Below are 21803 nucleotides of genomic sequence, written 5' to 3' on the forward strand. Positions count from 1 at the left end.
GGTACTTGATTCTTCGTTGTACGTTGTCCTGCATCTGGAATGAGTCAAACACGCGATCGCACGTCGAATCAATCATGATTTTATGTATCGATGTTCTTACTGCTGATGAACTTGCACAAATCACGGCAAAACTCAAAGATGCGGAGTTTGTTGATGGTAAACTCACGGCAGGATGGCACGCTAAGCAAGTAAAAAATAATACGCAAATTTCAGTAAATTCCGTAATAACACAAGAGTTGCGCCCGATTGTCCATCAAGCACTACAGCGCAATCAGTTGTTTCAAGCTGCGGTACACCCAAAAGTCATACGTCCAGTCTTATTTAGTTGCTACGAACCAGGGATGTACTACGGTTATCACGTCGATAATGCATTAATGGGAACGCCTTCAATGCGTTCAGATGTATCGTTAACGTTATTTTTAAGCTCTCCAGATACTTATGAGGGGGGTGAACTTGTCATTGAAACTTCGCTAGGCGAACAGGCTTTTAAACTTGCTGCGGGTTCGGCGATCGCGTATCCTTCTTCAACGCTACATCGCGTCGAACCTGTGAAAAGTGGAATTAGACTGGCTGCGATAAGTTGGATACAAAGCTTCATCCGCGATCCTGGCGATCGCGAAATTCTATTTGACTTGAATACTATAAAACAAGTTATGTTTGAGAAATATGGTAAAACACCAGAATTTGACCTCATTTGTAAATCTCATGCGAACTTGCTTCGTAAGTGGGTCGAGGTTTAATGTTATAGCGGCTAGCAATGAGCTATTAGCTCTTAGCTTTTTTAAAAGCTTTATCGAGTAATACATTTACTCAATATACTTGTCCTAAGCTGAATGCGTTTTGCTACATAGCAGGGATCAGAGATCAGTAGAGAACTTGCTTAGCGTTGAATCAAAATGAATATTGCCACAGCTAGGACAAAGTAACCAAATCCTTGTTCTAGGTTTTTCGCTTGAATGAATCGACTGATACCATTTCACCAAATAAAAACTACAAATCATTTCTCCTCTGCTCCTCTGCCCACGCCAGTCGCCTCAACGGGGGACTCGGGGACCCCACGTAGTGGGGATTGGGGGTAAACCCCCGCACGGCGCAGGCTCCTGAAGCTGCCTATTTGTAGTAAATTCAAAGTGACATGGTATGAGGTAGGCTCCGATGAGAATTCCGATACTAGCAGCGATTGTGAATGAAAATAGTAAACTCTAGTCAATAGTCACTTGATCCAAATATCCAACACCATCAATTAAACCTAAACTCAGCCCAATGCACACAGCAAGAAGGTGTCCGATTATCCAGAGCATATTAACCCTAGTTACGGTTGTAGGGAAGTTTATTAAGGAGCATTGCTAGCGTGCAGTTTCCTGTGATTCCCGCAAATGTTAATCCTGCACCAACAAAGCCACTAAGAATCAAAAACCAGGGAGAAACAAATGCACCGAGTAAAGTTCCAAGTAGTACGAGCGATCCTGCAACAATTTGAACTTGTCGCAACAGGCTGATTGGTGCGTTTTTGTTGACCTTTGTGGGAAAACCAGCTTGTTTCCAAGCTGTAAGTCCGCCTTGAAGATGAGTCACTTGCTCAATTCCGTTTGCAAATAACTTTTGTGCAGCTTGCGCTGAACGATTGCCCGACTGACACTGTAAAATCAGTTTCTTGTGAGTGTCGGTTGGTATTTGGCTAAGGTCAAATTGGGATAAAGGAACGAGGATAGCACCAGGAATATGTTCGCCTACATATTCTGCTGGTTCGCGGACATCAATGAGAGCAACACTATCAGTGTCGAGCCAATGCTTTAAAGTTTGAGCATCAACGGTTTGTAGGCGATCGCTCAATTTTTTAGTCGTAGTCATGATTTTGTCTACCGTATATTTACTTAGATTGTCTGTATTTTTTATGCAGAAGCAAGATTGCCACAGTGTTCGTTTGCGGGAACTGCTTCCATAATCTTTTGAGGATTGGGCAAGTTGAGGTTGTTCATAAACTCGATGAAACTATCGCGCGTGCGTCCTACAAATCGCGGGTTCCACTGCTTTTCTTCCCCAATTGTGGAAACTGTGTGTCCTCGATAGTCGTGTCCTGGATAAACTAATGTGTCGTCTGGTAAAGTAAAAAGTCGCTGTGTTACCGAGTCGTACAGCGTTCCTGCATTACCACTTTGAAAATCCGTGCGCCCACAGCCGCGAATAAACAATGCATCACCGGTTAATAAATGCGTGTCGTTGAGGAGATATGCGACGTGGCTATCTACAAGCCCGAACACAAGCAACAATTCACGGTGGAAAGACGGCTGATTATCAGTTTGAATTGCATCAATTGCAAGAAGGTGATGAAATCAAGTTAGGAAGTGTGACACTGCAAGCGCTGCATACACCAGGACACACACCGGAGCATATTTCATTGCTGATTTATGACTCGAAACAAGGTAAAGAACCGTTTGGTATATTTACAGGCGACACGCTATTTAATCTTGATGTCGGGCGTCCTGATCTACTTGGTGCTGGCACAGAAAAGCAACTGGCTGCGCAGTTGTACAACTCTTTATTCGATAAGATTGTGCTTTTAGGCGATCGCATCGAAGTGTATCCATGTCATGGTGCTGGTTCAGCGTGCGGCAAGTCAATCGGCGATCGCCGCCATAGTACAATTGGTAACGAGCGAATTTACAATCCAGCGTTGCAGGAACGTAGCAAAACCGAATTTGTTGAGTGGGTGATGCGCGATATGCCAGAACCACCACGTCACCATGCACGGCTCAAGAAAGTAAATGCGAAAGGCGCTGAAGTGATGGGATGCGTCCCTACATTGCAACCATTAACACCCCAAGCGTTTCAAAATGCGATAGGGCGCTGTTCCAGGAGCAAAGCATATCTTTGTGCCGCATCTAGAGGAACATTTGCACGAGCTAGATCGGTCTAAGAATATAGCAACATACTGCGGTAGCGGCTTCCGTGCTGCGATCGCTGCGAGTCTGCTCAAAAAGCATGGATTTGAGATGACGAACATTCCTAGGTCGTGGATAGCGTGGAAAGCCGCAGAATTACCCGTAGAAGCAACTGCATAAAACAAATGAGTAAGCTCTTGGGAACTTTCCATGTTTCGATCCCAAGAGCCTTTTCAATCCAGTTCACTCCTCACACAATTAAGTCTAAGATTTCTAATTGTGAGCAAGATGAGTGAAGGTGACACTTTGTACATTGTCATCTTGAGAGTTTTGAATTTTGAGTGTTGAGTTTAACTCATTCGTAAGTTTGGGAAGCACTAAAAACGCTTTTAGGCTCTAACTTAGATTATTTTTCGTTTCCCAAGGAATGCAATCTTTCGTTACTGAGATTTTCATTTTTGTCATACTTTGACCGAGTAAGAACTTTGCCGACCTCTGAACCGTAAGTCTGCGAAGCGTCCTCTCTTTATCCAGTAGGAACATTAACACGTAAGCGTTGGAACATCGCTTGTCTTGCTTGTATAGCAAGAGGATCTTCGAGGGGTGTAAGCGAGATCGGAACTTGATATTTTTGCCGCAATGCAGTTTGAATCAACCAGTCGGCGACAAAGGGGTTTTTGGGTAATAATGGACCGTGCGAATAAGTGGCGATCGCATTTTGGTAGAATGCGCCTTCTGTCCCGTCTTCGCCGTTATTACCTAAACCTTGGACGACACGCCCTAGGGGTTCGACTTGTCCTAACTTGGTGCGTCCCCCGTGATTTTCAAAGCCAATCAGGTATGCAGGGGAACCACAAAACGCTGCGAGTTCTTGTGCTAATCTTTGAGCAGTGACTTCGACAACGAGATTACCAATACAACGACGGGCGTTTGCGCCAGGATGCACAGAGATAAAATCTAATAACCCTAAGCCTTCGATTCGCTGTCCTAACGCAGGTTCGTAGTAGTGTCCGAGTAATTGCGGCGCACCGCAGGTAAACACGCCAGGAGTTCCATTATCGATTCTTTCGCGGAGTGCTGCGGCTTTCGTACCGCGTAGATCGCGCATGACGATTTCTTGTTGTCGGTCTTGCGCACCACCACCGACAATAATATCTACGCTTTGAAAGTCTGCTGCTGTCGCATTTTGATCGAGCGGTAAGATTTTAACTGTGTACCCGCGCCACTCACAGCGTTTTTGCAGACAAATCACGTTACCGCGATCGCCGTAAGTACTCATCAAGGTTGGATACAACCAACCGATTGTCAGTTCGGTTTGTTCTAGATTCATAAAATCAAGGCTACGTTGTGGGATGGTAAATATAGTAATGATTTATAGAATCTTACGCCCTGTGAGGATTTCTCGCACTTCGAGCATTGCTGAGTAGGTGGGGAGAATGTGCAGAGTGCGATCGCGTGGTGTGTGTTCTAACGCAGTTGCGATCGCTTCGCGTAAATCTTCCTTAACAATGAGTTGCAAACCGTTTTCCTCTGACTGCGAGTAGCGCAATCGTAGCGCCATATCATAAACGCGATCGCCGCTAACAATGAATGTTCCGCCTTGGGCGACGAGTTTTTCGGTATCGACATCCCAAATCCACGAGACATCTGTCCCGTCGGGAATGCGATCGTTTAATACAAACAACACTGGTGCAAGTTGCGAAGAATGCGTTTTTTGCCGTACTTGGTTTACTGCGCGAATCGTTTCGTTCATCCCTACAGGATTTTTGGACAACAGAATGCGTACGTGTTTGCCGTTGACGTGTAATTCTTCAGCGCGTCCAAAGGCTGCTTGAAAATTGTTGATTGTATCGCGGATTGTGGTTTCATCAACTCCCAGTTGTTGCGCGGCTAAAACTGCGGCTAAAGTGTTGTACTTGTTATATAATCCAATTAAAATTTGAGCATACTTTTGGCTATTAATTGCCATCGGTGCTTTGTGAAAGCCGCAGTTGGGACAGTGAAAGTCTCCTAAATGCGATAGGTAGACACCTTCGTAGTCAAGTGAATGTCCGCAGTTGGGACAGTAAATCGAGTCTACAGCGTGCGGAATCTCTTCAAGATACTGTTCGGGTTCACTTAAACCAAAGAAAAGGACTTTTTGTGGTAGTTGTTGACCCATGTAAGAAAGTGTTGGGTCATCGGCATTTGGAATAATAATCGTATCTGGTGGTAGCGCGGCGATCGCCTTACCCCAGCGCTGACTAATCGTGTCTACTTCACCGTAGCGATCGAGTTGGTCGCGAAATAAGTTCAAGCACAAAATTAACTTTGGCTGAATTGCTGCTAAAACTTTAGGAACAACGTTTTCATCAACTTCTAAAATCGCGTAATCGACATCGAGTGTACCTACCAAGTTGGTATTTGCAAGTAAGGCACTCATTAACCCATTTTCCAAATTCGCACCAGTTGCATTGTGCGCAACGCGCTTCCCTTGACGTTCTAGCATCGTGCGCAACAGTAGCGATGTTGTCGTTTTGCCATTGGTTCCGGCAATGAGAATCACTCCCTGCTTAACTTGGCGACTGAGTAGCTGTAGTAGCTGCGGTTGTAAGCGACGGGCAATTTCGCCTGGTAGGACACTTGCTGCACCAAGTTTAAGCGATCGCACTCCGAATGTGACTGTTTTTGCGGTTAAGACTGCTAAAGCTAGTTGTAGTCTATCCTTGATCTGAATTTTTGCCATTTCACCCACTACATCCATAGAAGCAACTACAGCCGATCTTCACTTGCGCTTATATTTTTGCACTATATGAAACTTGGCAGCAGAGAAATCAATAAACTCAAGCAATGAATGTGTGCAAGCAGCGATCATGAACCAAACTTCGTTGGGTTGCACCGACTGTTATCAAAAATTGGTACTCTAAGACGTTGCACCTTAGTGTGATGGATAAAGGCGTGACTTTCTGCTCAAACGTTCGGTTATTGAACTACTCAAGGGTTCATTTAGTTGGTGTCATAACGGGCTAACGACTGCATAATCATACCTCAAACACATGAAGCCTTTGCGCAGATTACCAATATGAAAAGAATTGCTTAATTAATTTTATTCTCAATATGGCTAAGGACTTACTCATCACGTATCTTTGTTGATGCTGAAATTTAGCTTTCAATTCAAAATCACATAAACATCATACAAAAGTCATATAGAGTTCGTATTCTTGATCGCCATTCTTGTCTTTGTCACCTTTATACATAAAAATAAAAAGAACACTAAGTGTTATAATATTACCAAAAGCTACGCTCAAACTTCAAAACAATGAATAATTAGTTTGCATATATGTTTTGCTTCTTCTAATAGAACTAAATTTAGTTTTAATATCTCTAATTGACAAGTTTACTCAATAATGAGTTGATTCAAATCATTTAAAAATAATACATGAAGGTTTACTTATTTAATTAATTAAACTTTTTACCGCTAACTTAAAATAAAAAGATGAAATATATTAAATGCAATAATGATGCGTAATTTCCATATTTTGTAAAGATTTATATAAAATTGGATGCTGCAATTTTGATAAAGAGAAAGCCACATTCTTAACCTAAGATTATTGTTTCAACCTTATTTAGAGGGTATTTTGTGAAGCGAATTCTTATCACAGCATAACAACTGTTAATATTGGTGCTATTTTAGTATCGCTACATCTGTAAATATAAATTTCTAGATACTTTAAGACGATTCAAATTAGCTGCTTATTTAGTTAAGTAGTTTTGATTTTGATAATCATTATAAACCAAATCATTAAGCTAGGATAAAAAAGTGATACAACATACATTTTAGTGATACGATGGCTCTAAGTACAGATAGCACGGGCTTTATTAATGATTACAGTTAAATTAAATTATCAATTTATTTGAGTTTAAATAACACTCATTACTTATAAAAAAAAGGTTATGCTTACAAGCAATATTATCTTAAACATAGTATATTCTTTAGAGATAGCTGACTGAGTTGGATTATCCTATGTTCATCATAGATATAATGTTTATAATATTTATTAAATCCTACACAACTAATAATTCAAGCTCCACTACACGAGGTCAAATAACAAGAGTATTATTTAATTGAGTTACTGTGCTACGCTTAACTAATGGTCAATAACTATTTTCCGCTATCACACGGTTTGGATGGATATTATGTGTCATGAGCAGTAAAATTTGTAAAATATTTTTTACTTAATAGATTAATTGTTTCAGCAATAACTATTCAAGGATACATAGTAAACTTTAGTACTGAATAAAACTTTGTAGATATCGAATAATCAATCAAAGGGACGTCTTTGAAGCGTCATAAAAAAGCTGCTTTCTATAACTATTAGTGCAGAGCTTAGCTACGACATTCGTAAGATAAAGTTTCGTCTAAATGAGTTAAGTAGTACTTTAATATACATAGCTAACATGGTACTTGCTAAAAAGCATATTTGAAGCTATCGCAGTTATCGTAGTTTTAGTATTTTGTAATACAGCGCTCTTTAAATATTGTTATGTAATCTTTGAGGTAGGATGTTTGACAACATACCTTTATATGTGATAAAGACAAAGTATAAAACATACTAAACATGTACTTAAAAAGCACAATGTAATTAAATAAACTTACTTTTTTTGAACACATAGCGAATAATCAAAAGTAGCATAGATACTACATTGTAGCTATGAAGCAAGTTTCTTTTATAAAATATATAAATAAAACTTATATAATAGGGGGAGTTGAGAATAGTGGCTTTTATACTAACTTACCAACGGATTACAGGTTGTAAATTATCTATTCAATTAGTAAGATTTGTAAATCAGCTAAGGTTGGCAATACTCAGTTAGTTAAGAAATGTAATTGTCAAAAAGCTAGTAGAACCAATTGAGTTGATGAATAAAGCTACTGGAATCAAAAATACCAACAAACTATATTTGACTTGGCGGTTTTTAATTTAGATACGTGCAACCACGGCTGGAAAATAAAAAGATTAAAATTATTTATCTTTTGTGAATCTTGAAAATTTTTAATAAAAAGACCTGACAACTTATAAAATAAATCTGAATAAAATGAAAATATCAATAGAAGAAGCACTAGAAATAGTGGAAAAAGTAACTCACCAAGGTGGTTTAAGTAAAGTTCAAGAGATTGTATTTCGGCAATGTTGGGAAGGGAGTTCTTACCAAGAGATTGCGAGAAACTCTGGCTATCAATTAGGTTATATTCGAGACGTTGGTCATAAGCTGTGGCAATCTCTTTCAAAAGCTTTCGGTCAAAGAATTACGAAAACGAACTTTCAGCGAATTATTAATCAGTATCAATTAGCTGCATCATGTCCGACAGATAAATGCCAAGCGTCTCCTGCAAGTGCTTTTAGTTTACCGACGCTGCAACAAAGCACAGTAAAGTATAAGCAAGAGTGGAAAGAGATAATTGATGTTTCTAAGTTCTTTGGTCGTACAATTGAACTAGCTAATTTAGAAGAATGGATTGTCAGCGATCGCTGTCGCGTTGTATCGCTGAGTGGAATGCCAGGAATTGGCAAAACATCTTTAGCCGCAGTGTGTGCCGAAAAGATACAACATGAGTTTGAGTATCTCATTTGGCATAATGTGCGTAATGCCCAGCCGATTAAAGAACTGTTAGCAGAGATCATTATATTCTTAGGGCAGCAGCCAGGAATAGAACTACCGCAAACAATTGATGGCTTACTCGCATGTTTGATGAAGTATTTAAGGCAGCATCGCTGTTTGTTAATTTTAGATAACTACGAGTCAGTTTTACAAAGTGGCGGAAAAGCTGGACGTTACCGCGATAATTATGAAGGCTATGGGCAATTGTTGCGACAAGTTGCGGATGAACGACATCAAAGCTGCTTGTTACTAACGACAAGAGAGTTACCTATTAGTTTAAATGTCAAAGCTGGTGATAATTTACCTGTGCGATCGCTACAATTAAGTGGCTTATCACCAGAACCCGCCTGTGAGATTTTGGCGGCGAAAGGTTTAATTTTTACTAACAAAGAAGCACGCGAGTTGGTTGAGCGTTATTCGGGTAATCCACTGGCTTTGAAGATTGCTGCTGCATCAATTCAATCTTTATACAAAAAAAATGTATCCAAGTTCTTATCGCAAGATCGAATTGTCTTTGGAGAAATTTGGGATCTGTTAGAACAACAATTCAATCGTTTATCGAATCGCGAGAAGCAAGTGATGCTGTGGTTAACAAATCAAGATCCACACTTGCTACACATCAATGAAAATGACTTACCTGGATTATCTATCAGAAACGTGTTAGAAGCTTTGCAATCGTTACAACAGCGATCGCTCATCAAAAATGATTCGTTTTGCTTTACTCAGCCTAACATGATCTTAGAGTACATCAAAGAAGTAACGCACTACAAAAGTGAATCCAGTATTCTTAAATTTACAAGTGTACCATCAGAATTAAGTCAGGTGCCCACACTTAGTAAAAAGCAAGGGTAGATAGATAGCTGTAAAGCTGTCTTTTGTTTCAACTGCATGAGGTAGAAAAGTAGGTTGGGAAACTTTCCAGCCTATCTTTTATTATATTAAAATCGTCTTCGGTTAGATAACCAGATCAGGTTTCTTGTTAGTTCACCTTTACCTTTGCTTATCACTTTAATCCTCAGTAATTAACCTGCTTTCATCCGACTTGCCAACAAATCATTTTCTTTATTGTGTATTGATTATTCTGGTAATTATCAGTAATTACCGTATAGGTATTTCTTGATATTAGATCTAGTATTTATAAAAATTATTTAGTTTTATAGCTTTATTGACTATTCCATAGAACTTTCAGCAAGTATGTATACGAAAAAATTTTTAGCCGTTGAGAATGAAAAGATTATAAAAGCAATTAGAGAGAATGGTTACTTCGTATTTGAGGAAGCTCTTACCAAAGAATATGTAGAATCTATTCTACAAGAAGTAGATTTTGAAAAAGTTTTAGTTAATACAAATGATGTAGGAGTCGTTTTCAGCGGTTCGCAAAAATTCTTGACGCATTGCCTGGCTAAATCTAAGAAAGCATATGATGTCATTACATCCAGTAAAGTTTTAGATATCTGCAACAAATACTTCTCGCATAAATTCTTATTAGTAAATCATCGTATTTATCAAACTCAAGCCTCGCATTATATGCCATGGCACACTGATAATAATCGGCAAGTTGGTTATCAACTTTCTGAAAAACACAATATGTCAGGATTGCTTTTTCTTTTTTATCTTTCAGATGTCACAAAAAATGCTTTTCAGATCGTTAGAAACTCACATCATTGGGCAGACAACTATAACCATGAGATTTATTTGAGTGAGAGTTTTATCAAGAAATTTGAGAAAGATATTGTTACTTTACAAATGCCGCAAGGAAGTTTAATTATTTGTAATACCCATGTTATTCATCGAGCAGAACCTCTTGACAACAAGAATTATGTGAGAAAGACATTGCTATTTCAAGTTGATGAAGTTGGTGATGATTTGGAGAATGTAGGACATGGGGAACCAAATTTGATTAATACAGAATATTTAGATAATCTTAGCCCCGCAGTCGTAGAGTATTTAGGATTTGGTCGCCCGCGAAATTATCCAACTTATCCTTATAGTTCGGTATCTACAATATCAAATAGGGAGCTTGTGGCGTTGCAAAAGCAGTTGTTACTCACTTTATTTAAAGCAATTCCCAAAAAAATGGTTGTTGCGCTTGTATCTTATAGAGTGATTATTGCTGCTAAAAGAATGATGTGGAAAATCAAACACAACTAAAATTATGAATCTGATTCTAAGGGCTGCTCTAGTGCAGCATCTATCCGCTTATTTGATACATTTGGTGTAAAGCATAGCTGATAAAATTTTTGTTCGAGTTGCTGTAAAACTTTCTCTTGTTGCCAGTTATTGAGCGTAAACTGACGTGCAGCTTTACCTAATTCAGTGCATTGCTCTGGATGATTTGCTAAAATCACGAGTGCTTCGGTTAAAGCTGTAATATCTCCTGGAATAACGGTCATTCCACAACTTTGTAGAACTTGCGCAATTTGAGTACCTGGGTGTACAGTGGCGATCGCGGGTCTTCCTGAAGCACACATACCTTGCAGTTTAGAAGGCATAACTAAATCGGCTGCGGTGGGTAACTGCGGAAGTAAGTGAACATTTGCAAGATTTAATAAATCATTCAATCGGTGTACGGGTTGCAAATTGAGAAAGCGCACATTCGGCATTTTTTTTGCCAACTTTTGCAGGTGCTTTCTCGCAGAGCCTTCGCCGCAAAGAACAAAGAGTATATTGGGATAATCAGTGGCGAGCATTTGTGCAGTAGCAAGTATTACCTCAAGTCCTTGCTTTTCTCCCATACTACCGGAATATAAAGCAACAAAAGTATCTGATGCGATCCCCAGTTCCGCACGCAAGGCGCTCGTATGTTGCAATGGATAAATTGTTTTTGTATCTACCCAGTTAGGAAAATAGACACATTTATATATCAGTACTCCTTTGAGCTTGAGTCGTTCTAACATTTTTTCTGAAATTGTTGAGACACGATCAAAGCGATTTGTCAGCCAACGTTCGATTGTCGATATTAAAGAACGAACAATTCCTGAAGACGGCAAAAGTCCTAAATCAAATCCTGCATCAATTTCAAAATCTTGAATATGTAGCCACGCTTTAGCACCACTTACGCGACTTGTTACCAAAGCCCCTACAACACAGAAAAACGCTGGTTCGACGACAAACACAACATCCGGTTGCCAGTTTAACCCTTGCCATAACACGACAGGAAAGCTGGCGATCGCAAATGAAGCTAGATGTAAAATGCGTTTCAATCCGCTTGGTTTGTGTGGAACCCATAACGGACAGCGCCAGACTTTAACACCTTTTAAAAATTCAGTACAGTAACGCCAAGGGGAGAAACCCGCGTCTACTCGCCACGCTGGGTAATAGGGTAAGGCTGTGACGACTCGCACTTCGTGTCCTTGCGCCGCTAGCCACTCGGTCATCTCTCCTGTATATTTACCAATGCCAGTTAGTTCAGGAGTATAGTTAAGTCCATATACAAGTATGCGCATATTGCGTTTAGCTCGATTTGTGAAAATTTGCATAAATCATCTTTGAGCAGCGACATCTGCTTAACTGCTGGCTCTGTTAATGAAGAAGTAAAAGCTTTGTTTTGCGGAGTATTCGATGACCCTGCGGGGTTTCGTATTAAATTTTGCTCAAAACGCAAGCCAGATTGAGGTAACAGCGATCGCTAAGCAATTAGACAAAAGAACCATTTTGAGGATTCTAAAAAAGCTTATTTCGCTTTAGCTATTTCTACAAGTAGGTAATCTCATTATTAAATCATAGGAAAATCAGATGTAAATCATCCGCGTACCCTATGTCTATTGCAATGCTTACTTAAGTTTTAGTGACTTGTCAAAACCACAGTTTGCTTTTCCCTTCTACGTAAAGGCTGGGCAGGACATCCTGTACAAATCATCATTGAAGGAAGCGAGCGAAAAACGCTACTACACGCGCCTACTACTGCACCTTTCCCGATGGTAACTCCAGGTGCAACAAACACATTTGTCGCTAGCCAAACTTCATCCTCAATGCGTACTGGCTTAGCAAAGATATCAAAAGATGGAGAATTGTAATCATGACTGGCAGCACAAAGATACGAACGTTGAGAAATGACAACATTGTTGCCAATCGCTATGTCGCCCAAACTATACAAAACCACATCGTCACCAATCCAACTGTAATCACCAATCTGAACTTTCCAAGGATAAGTGATTCTTGCGGTAGGTCGAATTAACACTTTTTGCCCAACAGTTGCACCAAAAGTTTTGAGTAGCCATCGTCTCCAAGCATACATAAACTGTGGCGATAAACCAAATAAAGTAGACTGGACTAACCACCAAAGTTGTACATACCATCCTGGTTTGCCGCGAAAATTTTGTGGTAATCTAAATTCTTTGAGATTTTGTATTTGATAATCCATAAACTTAAAGTTCGATAAAGCTTCATTAACTTATTCAGTTTTTCGTTGAATTAGCACGTTTAATTTAAAAGATTAATCTACCTCATGCTGTTTGTATTAATGGCATTTAATAAACTTTCTGCTGCTTGGTGAATCTCAAACGTTCGCGTGAAACAATCTTTAGCCTTTTGTCGCATACATTGTTGTTCTTGAGGCGACATCGCTAACCACCTGTGTAATATTTGTGTAGTGCCATTGAGATCGTCATTAGCAACTAACCCTGCTTCACCTGCTAAAATTTCCCGCCAAATATTCACTTTATTAGAAATCAGAACTGGGGTTCCACACGCCATAGCTTCGGCTACAACAATACCAAAATTTTCTTGATGCGAAGGAAGGATAAAAATCTCCGCCGCATAAAATGCACCCCACTTTAAATCACCTGACAGCATTCCTGTCCAAGTAATCTTTTGACTTATACCTAACTTTTCTGCTTGCTGTTGTAGTTCAGCTTGCCAACCAGTTTGATCGGGACCTGCTATGACAAGATGTAGCGAATCATCAAGGTTTGCAACTTTGGCAAACGCTTGAATGAGAAGATCGCAACCTTTTTTAATATGAATTCTACTGAGAAATAATAATAAGCGTTTATGCGATAGTTGAGGAAACTGATGGAGGAATTGTTGCCGTTGTAACGTTGGGTTCTCTGAAGGTGCTGCTGTACCAAAGTTGACAACAACTTCATGACATTTGTACAACCAAAACGATTGACGGGCTAACAAGCGTTCTTCTTCGCAAGTAAAAAAAACGGCGCGTGCGTCGCGCAATACTTGATAGTCTGCCCAGGGCCAATAAAGCCATTTTTTTAAATGTTTGAGGGGATAAGTGCGTTTGAACCAAGGATCGAGCATTCCGTGGGTAAAGACAAAATAAGGCGTGCTGGTATTGCGTAAAGCCAACCACGTTCCAAAGCTAGAATATTGCCAAATTCCGTTAGCGATCGCACAGTCATAATTACGCGCATTGTGTTTTAGCCACGGTACAAAATTCGCTGAGTACCCATAACCTGTGATTCCAGGTCCTAATGCATGAACTTTCAACGGAAATGTTTTTAACCACGGTGCATCTGGCGAATCGAGACAGGCGACTTCACTTATGCAGCCTCGGCTGTTTAGTGATTCACTAATTTGCTTTACTGCTTCAATTGGTCCGCCACTAGCAGGATTAACCGATGCGATCGTCCAAAGAATTCGCATATTCTAGTTCTTAGTACTAATTAACAAAACCAACTGGACGAGAAAAATATAATAGTTGCTTGGATAAATGCTTAATAGGTCTTGCTGGCACTCCAGCGTATAAGTAGTAAGAATCTGTGTATTTTTTGTTGAGTAAAGATTTTGCTCCAAGCACGGAATAGTCAGGTAACGAACTATTTCCTAATAGTACGCAGTTTGTGCCAATAAAGCAATAATTACCAATACTAATAGGCGCAGACGATTGTCGGCATGATTCAAGGTCAATACTATGAGATAAAATCTGTGATTGAAACCCAGCAAAAGTTGAAAAATTGCCAATAATAACTGAATTTGTACAATCGATTAAATGGCGATTAGTAATTGCGGAATGTTCGCCTAAAACAAGTTGCGGCTTGCGGTCTATTTCATGTGTAAAATGAATTGTAGAATTTAGCGGAAAACCTGTAATCCAATTACCTCTACCTATGGCAGCAGATTGCTTGAGATGCACAAAATCTAAACTTTTGCACACAGTAAAGTGCCCAATACTTGAATGAGCTTCCATAATTAAGTATTGAGGAAACACCCAAGCGAAGCCAATTCTACTAGTTGGATGAATTTGATAGCCGAAAACTATTTCTAATAGCCAACGACGAATCAACCACGGTAGAAATAAGCTCAACAACATGAAAAGCTGTTTCATTTGTGTTTAACTAACTCAATGTAAAGTTGGTTATATTGCTTAATCATTTCATCTAAAGTAAAGCGTTTGACATTATTCAAACCTTTCTGAATCCAAAGATGACGTTCTACGGGGTCTGATAAACGAAAAATATCGGCTGCAAATCCAGATTCATCTTCTACAGATCTCATTAACGCTGAGTCCCCCACAACTTCGGGAAGAGAAGTGCGATCGCTACAAATCACAGGACAACCACAAGCCTGCGCCTCAATCACAGGCCAACCAAATCCTTCGCATTTTGATGGAAATAGAAATACAAACGCCCGATTATAAAGTGCCTCTAGTAAATTATTGTCAGGTTTAATAATTTGGATAATTCGCTCTTTAATATTGAGTTGCTCGGCAAGTTGAACTTGCTCCGTCGTCAAAGCTTCACCAGCAAAAACTAATTGTCCATCCCACTGTTCCTTAATTTTAGAAAAAATTCTCATAATTCCATCGCGATTTTTCCGCTTAAGGCTTGAACCGACATTAAGAATAAAAGGCTTGGATAAATCTAATTCAACTACATTTGCTAGTCTAGAATCAACTTCATCTCGATAAAGTTGCTTGTAACTGTAATTTAGTCCGTTTAATACTAAACGAGTTTTTTTAGTAAACATAGGATTCTCAATCAGCTTTTCAAGGTCGTGTTTTGTCGATGAAGAAACACAAACAACCATTTGGCTTTTTTGCAAACTTTTAAGAATCCAATTTTGTAAAATTTTTCCTGTCATTGATGCTGGACAATCGGTATCGTCACCTAATGCGCCGCGTACTGCGAGTAAATCATGACACGTTACCAGATGCGGTATGTTTTCCAAATATTTGGTGTACATAGCATTAGAGTGATCGCAGATATGGACAACATCCGCCCACGCGATCGCTTGACGCAGGTGTTGAGGAAATAGTAAAAATTTATCTATATAGCCAAGCCATTTTCCTAAGCCGGAACTTGATAGTTTTAACTTGCCAAAAATAGGTTGTGGTTGAACTAAACGCACTTCATGACCTCGCTGAGTCAAACCCATTTGCAGCATCTGCGCAAATCGCAGCATACTTTCTTGTCGATCTGGTAAATAATTGCCAAGTAGTAAAATCTTCATTTCGTATATTTTGGTACATTAGCACGGCAAGCTGCCAAACAAATACCACTGCCAAAAACGGTAAATCCTAACGTTGTAGGCTGACCAAATTGCCCGTTTAGTACCAATAAGGCAGAAGAACCAAATAGTAGTAAAGGTAAAATATTTCCCTTAGTGGCGCATTCTACGCAAACCTTACCCATCCAAAACATCAAGGCAATTCTCAATACAATAAACAGGAAACCTAACAAGAAACCACTTTCAAGCACGATTCTGGTCCATTCTCCTTCAGCAAGCAAAAATTCAGCTTTTCCTGTTATTAAAGCTGATCCTGCATTTGTCCCCATACCGAGTCCATGACCCAAAAAAGGAATCGCGTCTAAGTTCTGAAAAGGTTCTGAAAAGCTTGCTAAAAACCTTCCTAAAGGACCTCCACTGCTTGCTTCAGCCGTATTAGCACTCTCAATTCTCGTATCAAGAATCTCAACTGCTTCATTAAAAGAAGGAATAAACCTTAAACCGATGCTGACAATGATGATAACAATAAGCAATCGATAAGATTTGCGCGCTAATTTTGGTCTACTCAACATGGCAACGAATAGCGTTACAATTACTGTTGCGATCGAAGCGATCGCGCTACGACTTCCTGAACTTGCAACAGCAACAACGACACTTAATCCTGTAGCAGTTAATAGCCAGGTAGGATATGTTTTACTCTGGATAAGTCCATACAAAAGAAAGGAAGTCACTAATGCGAAATACTGAACAGCACCGGTGATAAAAGAAAATGTCCCAGGTGGGCGAATCTTGCCAAGCGCAGAATCGATTTGTTTACCCTCTCCGCCTGCAACGGTGTTAATAAAAGCATCCGATGGAGAATTGAACTGTATAACCATCAACACAGCCATAGGAATAGCCAAAACAAGAAGCCACCAACCTACCTTTTTGACGTCTTCAATATTAAAGATTTTGGGAATCAGGAATATTAACGGTAAGTGTAAAAAGTTAGTACGTAGTCCAAAAAAAGTTACTGCTAAACTACTATTAGCAGTAATTACAGTAAACAAACCTCCTAAACAAGAAAAAAAACCTAATAAAATAATTGAACGAGTGAATATATCTTTAGGCAACAAGTTATTTCTATAAGCTAAAAAATAAATGCCAATAACAATAGGGTCTCTAATAACTAATAAAGGTGCAGATAGTTGTGGCACTATCCATTTTCTTAAAGCACCTTCAAATATTAATAATACTAAATATAGCCAGATGAAATATTTAATATATTTTGTATTAGTAGTCGCTGTAGAAGCTAAAGTAGGAGAACTATAAAGCATAGCGTGTTGATAGCTTATACATAATTTTGAATAGTTTCAACTAAACATTTTCCATAGCGGTCCCAAGTATATCGCGATGCTTTACGTACAGCCGCCTGGCTCATTTCTAGAAGGAGTTTACGGTTGGAAGCCAGGAGATTAAGTTTTTGGGCGATCGCCTCTGCTGAGCGAATTGGGACAATAAAGCCATCCTCATCGTCAGTAATAATATCTGGACCAGCAGTGTGCGGGGTGGTAATGACAGGTAAACCCTGCGCCATTGCTTCGAGAATGACTAACCCAAAGCCTTCAAAAAGTGATGGAAAGACAAGAACATCATGACGACTCATTTCTTGTAAAACTTGCTGATGCGGAAGCGACGCAATCCAACGATGCGTTGACAAAGCTTGTTCTAAAGGAGAACACAACTGATTAAATCTACCAATTAAAGTCAACTCAGCGCGATCGCCTAACTGTTTAACCGCATCTAAAAGATAGGAAATACCTTTACGCTGACTCAAACTCCCGACAAACAAAACTTTTAATTTATTTCCACTGAGCTTAGGGCATACAACGTCAGGACGCCTACAAGGTGCTCCATAAGGAATGCAAACTACTGGTGCTTTGAAATTTGGTGCTAACTGTAATGTCTGACGAGTAAAACTACTAGCAACTAAGATAACATCTGACATTTGTAATTCTATATCTTTGCGTGCTAATTTATCAGCACTATCAAAGTTAGCTTGTAGAGTAGACGACCACTCTGGATTTAATTCAGCTTCTTCTTGCTGAATGATCTGCCCCATTTTCCAATATCCAATTGGTAGATCGTAAAAACAAGTTAAGCCTAGCTTTTTAGCCACCTCAAAAGTATGAATTGCTGCGTCTTCATAACAGTAAACGCCAGCAATTTGATATTTTCTAGAGTAAGCCGTGAGTTGCTTTGCCAAAACTCTGTCTAAATTACCATAAACTGAGTCAATCGATGCCCATCCTGTTTCATGCTTAATGAGAAACTGCAAACCTATTTTCAGCGATACTAATCGAGCTAATTCCCGAAATGGATGTTGATTAATCTTAAATCTCGGAAGCGGATAAGTGCGTCTAAGAAGTTCTTGCTTAACAGCACTTGGTAGTAATTTAAGATACCAATCTGACTTATGTACTGCTACTGTAGTTTGATACAAAGCTAGCTTTTCTGCTTGTTCTAAAGCGGAAATAGCACCGCGAACATTTGCATTTCCAGTAGGGTGAGATAGCAATAGCATGAAGTTAGTAGTGACCTTAATTTATTTCCTAGAAGAAAGTTCTACAGGTGCAATGTGCTGAGCAAGCTTTTGTGGAACAGACACAAATTCTTGATATCTTTGATTTCTGTACCAAAGTGCATATTCTCCTAAGCCGTCACTTAATTTAATAGTTGGTTTATAATTCATTGCTGTTAATTTAGAAATATCTGCGACCCATCGAGAGGGATCTCCAGGACGAACTTGATTATTAAAATGAATTTTGATTTCCTCAGGAAATGATTTGAACAAATTAAATGTTGCGTCTTTGATAGTAACTTCTGTGCCATTAGCAATATTAATAATTTGAACTTGTCTAGGTTGAGGATTTTGACTAACTAAAATTGCAGCCCTAGCAATATCAAACCCATGAATAAAATCACGAGATTCGTTACCAGTGCCAAACAGAGTAATACTTTGCTGCTCCTGTGGTGCTTGTTCGTAGTACTTAGATAAAATATCCCAAAATAGCTGTTTTCTAAGACCAACTCCGTAAGCTGAGAAGATTCTTAAAATGGAACACGTAATTCCATAAATCGCAGAATAGCTTTGGAGAAGGCTTTCAGCAAGTTGTTTATGAACTCCATACGGTGAAATGGGAGCCGGTGACTCAGTTTCTGAAATTGGCAAAACCTTGGGATTCCCGTAAACTGCTGCACTTGAAAACAAAATAAAATGACACTGCGGCTGATTACGTACAATGTATTCAAGTAGCTTTGCAGTTCCAGGTAGAAGTTTATTAAAGTCTTGAAAAGGTTCTTGAATCGAGTAAGCAACTAAGGCTGAACCTGCTAAATGAAAACATAAAGATAGTTCAACATTATGTAGAAAAGTATTAAAATCAACTTGAGAAGTAGAGCTTTGAATAAAATTAGTCCAAAGTTCAGGGTTTTTCGGTAGTTTGTGGTCTATTCCATATATTTGATAGCCTTCATCAACACAGACTTGAGCTAAATATGTTCCTAAAAAACCTGCTGCACCTGTAATTAAAATTGACTGTTTGTTTTTTGAAAAATTATTCAGTTGCTTCATAAGTTTGATTTATTAGTATTGATAAGTAAAGAATAAATATTGAAGCAAGTCATCTTAGGCAAGAAGAGATTTGTATTTCTCTACATAAAAGGAAATTGGTTTTAGATACGCTTGTAATTCGTGATATGAAGCATTAGCTAATGTCTTGTAATCATCGTCTGACATATTTGCCGCAACTTCCAGGAGGCGTGCAAGTTGTTCAACATTATCAGGTTCACAACTTAAGGAATAGTTTCCTGCGGCTTCTGGTAAACCACCATCGCGAGTGATAATACAAGGAACACCAACGTTTCTTGCTTCAAGCGCTGTTAATCCAAAATCCTCTTTTGTGTGTGGTGGTATGACTATCCAGCGAGAAGAACGAATGACTTCTGCTTTTTTTTCATCATTGACAAATCCTAAAATTTCTATTCCATCAATTTTCTGCTGCTGTATGTACTTTTCTATATCAGCGCGTAGTGGTCCATCACCCATAAGTTTTAAAGACCACTTCCGTCGATCTAGCTTGGCTTGAGCATACGCTTTGACTAATACTTCAATACCTTTGTTTTGAATCCAACGCGCCAGAAAAACAAATCCGTTGCGTTGGTTAATTGCTAACCTCCCTTCAGGAAGCTGAGAAACAGTTGGTACTCTACTACTTTTATGTGACTTTAGATGTGGTTCCCAAGTTTGCCAAACAAAATTAGAGTTATATAACCGTAAATGTGCAAAGTTGGCTACAACTTTCCAAATTGCAGAATAAATTCCCCAACCTCGTTTACACCAGTAGTTATGAATTGTTAGTACTACACGTTTACCTAGAAGTCGTGCTAATAAAACGACATCTGGGGATGTATTCTGTCCGTGTACTATATCCGCCCAAGCTATTTCTTGAATTAAAGTTATACTTCCCTTGTTTACAAAGGAGAAAGGTACTTGGCTTTTTTGGCACATGATTTGCAGATTATCCTGGAGTGCAAATCCTTTAACGCGCTTAAAGCAAAGTCTTACTTCTAAAGCCGGATTTTGAATAAGAGATTGAGCTAGAGTAAGAACAAAAGCTTCCATACCTCCATAAATACCTTGGCATGGACTCACTATCAAAACTTTGATCTTTTTTGGATTCGAGGAATCTACAGTTTCCGCTTGATTTTTATGAAGTAAATGCATCTTTGATTTCTTGGGCAATTACAGACCAATTACAGGTGTTGTTGTACCAAAGCTGTAAGTTACGCGATCGCTCTTTTAAAGCGTTATTTAAAAAATCTGAAGGCTGCTCAAGTTCACTTGGATGTGTTAACCAGCAGAAAGGTTTTTGGCTTTGTTTTGAGGCATAAGGAGAAAGGATATTCAGACCATGTGCAGCATATGCCATAAATGTGCCTGACTTTGTAAAACTCTGCCAGCTTTGAGTAGAAATTCCAAATTCAGCTTGTGATAAAATCGTTGAAATTATTTGGCTAGAAGCAATTCCTATACAACAGTAGCTGTCACGAGGGAGAATTTGTTCTAAGAGTTTTTTTTCTGCTATTTCTAACTCTTCACTATTACCTCCCCCAATTAATAATAGTTTTTTCAAACGTCTAGAATTGTAGAGGCTTTTAATTTCGCTTTGTACTTGCTGTAGAGTGTTAACTCGGTTTCCTTGCATTCCAAATAAGACAAAAATACCGGATTGTCTAGCGCAATGCGATCGCTGCTGGTTAGGTACAACGTTAGACCCAACTGGTAGTAACTTTACTGAAGCTTTGGGTGAAAAACTTTTCAACCATTCTACATAGTCGGAAGTCGTCGTAAAAATATTGTCAGCGATGCTTGCTAAACGCTTGATACTCCAACGATGTAATCCTTCTTGTAGCAGAAAGTGTTTATTCCACCAGGGTGATTTATGCCAAAGTTCATGAAAGACAATGACAAGTTTTCCATCATTATCTTTTCGCCATTGAGTTAATGCTTTTGATAACCATACTGGACATCCTAAAGAATGAAATCCATAACCGCTATATTGAATTAGAAGCTGTTGAGGTGCTAGCTTTTTGAGTTGAGATACAAATAATTCTTTGTTGCATTCAAGCTGATTTACAGCGAGTTGGGGATATTGAGCTTTTGATTCGTCTACGCCTCTAACAACTAAATAATTAAATTCTGAAATATTTGACCAAGCTGTAACAAGATTAAAAGTGTAATCACCTACACCACAAATTGTAGGCGGTAACTGAGGTAATACAATTGTAATTGGCGATGAATGCTGGCTAGAGTTGTGAGAAATAACTGATGTCATTAAA

Annotated in this window: 18 protein-coding genes and 1 pseudogene; 5 read left to right on the forward strand and 14 right to left on the reverse strand. The window is 39.0% G+C overall.

The features are described from left to right. Positions 1-74 precede the first annotated feature (74 nt). Complete coding sequence (locus tag GLO7428_RS18065; protein ID WP_015190014.1) at positions 75-740, forward strand: Fe2+-dependent dioxygenase; 666 nt, start codon at positions 75-77, stop codon at positions 738-740. A gap of 568 nt (positions 741-1308) precedes the next feature. Here the strand turns inward: GLO7428_RS18065 and GLO7428_RS18070 are convergent. Further along, entirely contained in the window at positions 1309-1851 is a 543-nt protein-coding gene (locus GLO7428_RS18070) for a rhodanese-like domain-containing protein (protein WP_015190015.1), read from the reverse strand. A gap of 41 nt (positions 1852-1892) precedes the next feature. Continuing rightward, positions 1893-2255, reverse strand: a pseudogene (locus GLO7428_RS18075) (MBL fold metallo-hydrolase); the annotation flags it as partial. Here GLO7428_RS18075 and GLO7428_RS18080 point away from each other — a divergent pair. Together GLO7428_RS18080 and GLO7428_RS28615 are read left to right on the forward strand one after the other, a co-directional pair. Continuing rightward, a complete protein-coding gene (locus tag GLO7428_RS18080) occupies positions 2231-2917 on the forward strand; it encodes an MBL fold metallo-hydrolase (RefSeq protein WP_196797387.1) in 687 nt (228 codons plus the stop codon). The pseudogene GLO7428_RS18075 and the gene GLO7428_RS18080 sit on opposite strands and share 25 nt — an antisense overlap. Next, a complete protein-coding gene (locus GLO7428_RS28615) occupies positions 2895-3062 on the forward strand; it encodes a rhodanese-like domain-containing protein (protein ID WP_231295501.1) in 168 nt (55 codons plus the stop codon). The genes GLO7428_RS18080 and GLO7428_RS28615 overlap by 23 nt, the downstream gene beginning before the upstream one ends. Before the next feature lie 346 nt (positions 3063-3408). On the opposite strand, the gene GLO7428_RS18085 is transcribed toward GLO7428_RS28615, so the two are convergent. Both GLO7428_RS18085 and GLO7428_RS18090 read right to left on the reverse strand, forming a co-directional pair. After that, a complete protein-coding gene (locus GLO7428_RS18085) occupies positions 3409-4212 on the reverse strand; it encodes a type 1 glutamine amidotransferase (protein ID WP_015190016.1) in 804 nt (267 codons plus the stop codon). A gap of 42 nt (positions 4213-4254) precedes the next feature. After that, on the reverse strand, positions 4255-5598 hold the full coding sequence (locus GLO7428_RS18090; protein WP_196797630.1) for a Mur ligase family protein: 1344 nt from the start codon (positions 5596-5598) through the stop codon (positions 4255-4257). Positions 5599-7958: 2360 nt separating this feature from the next. On the opposite strand from GLO7428_RS18090, the gene GLO7428_RS18095 reads away from it, so the two are divergent. After that, the gene (locus tag GLO7428_RS18095; protein WP_015190018.1) at positions 7959-9374 is read left to right on the forward strand and encodes an NB-ARC domain-containing protein; all 1416 of its coding nucleotides are present in this window, start codon (positions 7959-7961) and stop codon (positions 9372-9374) included. 342 nt (positions 9375-9716) lie between these two features. Further along, entirely contained in the window at positions 9717-10673 is a 957-nt protein-coding gene (locus GLO7428_RS18100) for a phytanoyl-CoA dioxygenase family protein (RefSeq protein WP_015190019.1), read from the forward strand. A gap of 2 nt (positions 10674-10675) precedes the next feature. Here the strand turns inward: GLO7428_RS18100 and GLO7428_RS18105 are convergent, their stop codons facing one another. The 10 genes from GLO7428_RS18105 to GLO7428_RS18150 form a co-directional block, all read right to left on the reverse strand. Beyond that, positions 10676-11968 carry a glycosyltransferase WbuB gene (locus GLO7428_RS18105; RefSeq protein WP_051038515.1) on the reverse strand — a complete coding sequence of 431 codons (1293 nt, stop codon included), beginning with the start codon at positions 11966-11968 and terminating at the stop codon, positions 10676-10678. Positions 11969-12306: 338 nt separating this feature from the next. Next, the gene (locus GLO7428_RS18110; protein ID WP_015190021.1) at positions 12307-12885 is read right to left on the reverse strand and encodes a putative colanic acid biosynthesis acetyltransferase; all 579 of its coding nucleotides are present in this window, start codon (positions 12883-12885) and stop codon (positions 12307-12309) included. 77 nt (positions 12886-12962) lie between these two features. After that, on the reverse strand, positions 12963-14120 hold the full coding sequence (locus tag GLO7428_RS18115) for a glycosyltransferase (protein WP_015190022.1): 1158 nt from the start codon (positions 14118-14120) through the stop codon (positions 12963-12965). Between the two features lie 16 nt (positions 14121-14136). Further along, positions 14137-14802, reverse strand: a complete 666-nt coding sequence (locus tag GLO7428_RS18120) for a hypothetical protein (RefSeq protein ID WP_015190023.1) — start codon at positions 14800-14802, stop codon at positions 14137-14139. After that, a complete protein-coding gene (locus GLO7428_RS18125) occupies positions 14799-15926 on the reverse strand; it encodes a glycosyltransferase family 1 protein (RefSeq protein ID WP_015190024.1) in 1128 nt (375 codons plus the stop codon). The genes GLO7428_RS18120 and GLO7428_RS18125 overlap by 4 nt, the downstream gene beginning before the upstream one ends. Then, the gene (locus tag GLO7428_RS18130) at positions 15923-17239 is read right to left on the reverse strand and encodes a hypothetical protein (protein WP_015190025.1); all 1317 of its coding nucleotides are present in this window, start codon (positions 17237-17239) and stop codon (positions 15923-15925) included. Before GLO7428_RS18130 ends, GLO7428_RS18125 begins: the two co-directional genes overlap by 4 nt. A gap of 14 nt (positions 17240-17253) precedes the next feature. Next, positions 17254-18486, reverse strand: coding sequence for a glycosyltransferase family 4 protein (locus tag GLO7428_RS18135; RefSeq protein WP_015190026.1), 1233 nt, complete (start codon positions 18484-18486; stop codon positions 17254-17256). Between the two features lie 21 nt (positions 18487-18507). Next, positions 18508-19536, reverse strand: coding sequence for an NAD(P)-dependent oxidoreductase (locus tag GLO7428_RS18140; protein ID WP_015190027.1), 1029 nt, complete (start codon positions 19534-19536; stop codon positions 18508-18510). Between the two features lie 54 nt (positions 19537-19590). Further along, the gene (locus GLO7428_RS18145; protein WP_015190028.1) at positions 19591-20688 is read right to left on the reverse strand and encodes a glycosyltransferase family 4 protein; all 1098 of its coding nucleotides are present in this window, start codon (positions 20686-20688) and stop codon (positions 19591-19593) included. Continuing rightward, on the reverse strand, positions 20672-21799 hold the full coding sequence (locus GLO7428_RS18150) for a hypothetical protein (RefSeq protein WP_015190029.1): 1128 nt from the start codon (positions 21797-21799) through the stop codon (positions 20672-20674). Before GLO7428_RS18150 ends, GLO7428_RS18145 begins: the two co-directional genes overlap by 17 nt. Between the last annotated feature and the right edge of the window lie 4 nt (positions 21800-21803).

Origin of the sequence: Gloeocapsa sp. PCC 7428, assembly GCF_000317555.1 — a bacterium.
Taxonomy (GTDB): domain Bacteria; phylum Cyanobacteriota; class Cyanobacteriia; order Cyanobacteriales; family Chroococcidiopsidaceae; genus Chroogloeocystis.

Excerpts from the sequence above, each read along its gene's own strand:
- GLO7428_RS18065 (WP_015190014.1), top strand. The coding sequence starts at position 75 with ATGATTTTATGTATCGATGTTCTTACTGCTGATGAACTTGCACAAATC.
- GLO7428_RS18070 (WP_015190015.1), bottom strand. The coding sequence starts at position 1,851 with ATGACTACGACTAAAAAATTGAGCGATCGCCTACAAACCGTTGATGCT.
- GLO7428_RS18080 (WP_196797387.1), top strand. The coding sequence starts at position 2,231 with ATGCGACGTGGCTATCTACAAGCCCGAACACAAGCAACAATTCACGGT.
- GLO7428_RS18085 (WP_015190016.1), bottom strand. The coding sequence starts at position 4,212 with ATGAATCTAGAACAAACCGAACTGACAATCGGTTGGTTGTATCCAACC.
- GLO7428_RS18095 (WP_015190018.1), top strand. The coding sequence starts at position 7,959 with ATGAAAATATCAATAGAAGAAGCACTAGAAATAGTGGAAAAAGTAACT.
- GLO7428_RS18100 (WP_015190019.1), top strand. The coding sequence starts at position 9,717 with ATGTATACGAAAAAATTTTTAGCCGTTGAGAATGAAAAGATTATAAAA.
- GLO7428_RS18105 (WP_051038515.1), bottom strand. The coding sequence starts at position 11,968 with ATGCGCATACTTGTATATGGACTTAACTATACTCCTGAACTAACTGGC.
- GLO7428_RS18110 (WP_015190021.1), bottom strand. The coding sequence starts at position 12,885 with ATGGATTATCAAATACAAAATCTCAAAGAATTTAGATTACCACAAAAT.
- GLO7428_RS18115 (WP_015190022.1), bottom strand. The coding sequence starts at position 14,120 with ATGCGAATTCTTTGGACGATCGCATCGGTTAATCCTGCTAGTGGCGGA.
- GLO7428_RS18120 (WP_015190023.1), bottom strand. The coding sequence starts at position 14,802 with ATGAAACAGCTTTTCATGTTGTTGAGCTTATTTCTACCGTGGTTGATT.
- GLO7428_RS18125 (WP_015190024.1), bottom strand. The coding sequence starts at position 15,926 with ATGAAGATTTTACTACTTGGCAATTATTTACCAGATCGACAAGAAAGT.
- GLO7428_RS18130 (WP_015190025.1), bottom strand. The coding sequence starts at position 17,239 with ATGCTTTATAGTTCTCCTACTTTAGCTTCTACAGCGACTACTAATACA.
- GLO7428_RS18135 (WP_015190026.1), bottom strand. The coding sequence starts at position 18,486 with ATGCTATTGCTATCTCACCCTACTGGAAATGCAAATGTTCGCGGTGCT.
- GLO7428_RS18140 (WP_015190027.1), bottom strand. The coding sequence starts at position 19,536 with ATGAAGCAACTGAATAATTTTTCAAAAAACAAACAGTCAATTTTAATT.
- GLO7428_RS18145 (WP_015190028.1), bottom strand. The coding sequence starts at position 20,688 with ATGCATTTACTTCATAAAAATCAAGCGGAAACTGTAGATTCCTCGAAT.
- GLO7428_RS18150 (WP_015190029.1), bottom strand. The coding sequence starts at position 21,799 with ATGACATCAGTTATTTCTCACAACTCTAGCCAGCATTCATCGCCAATT.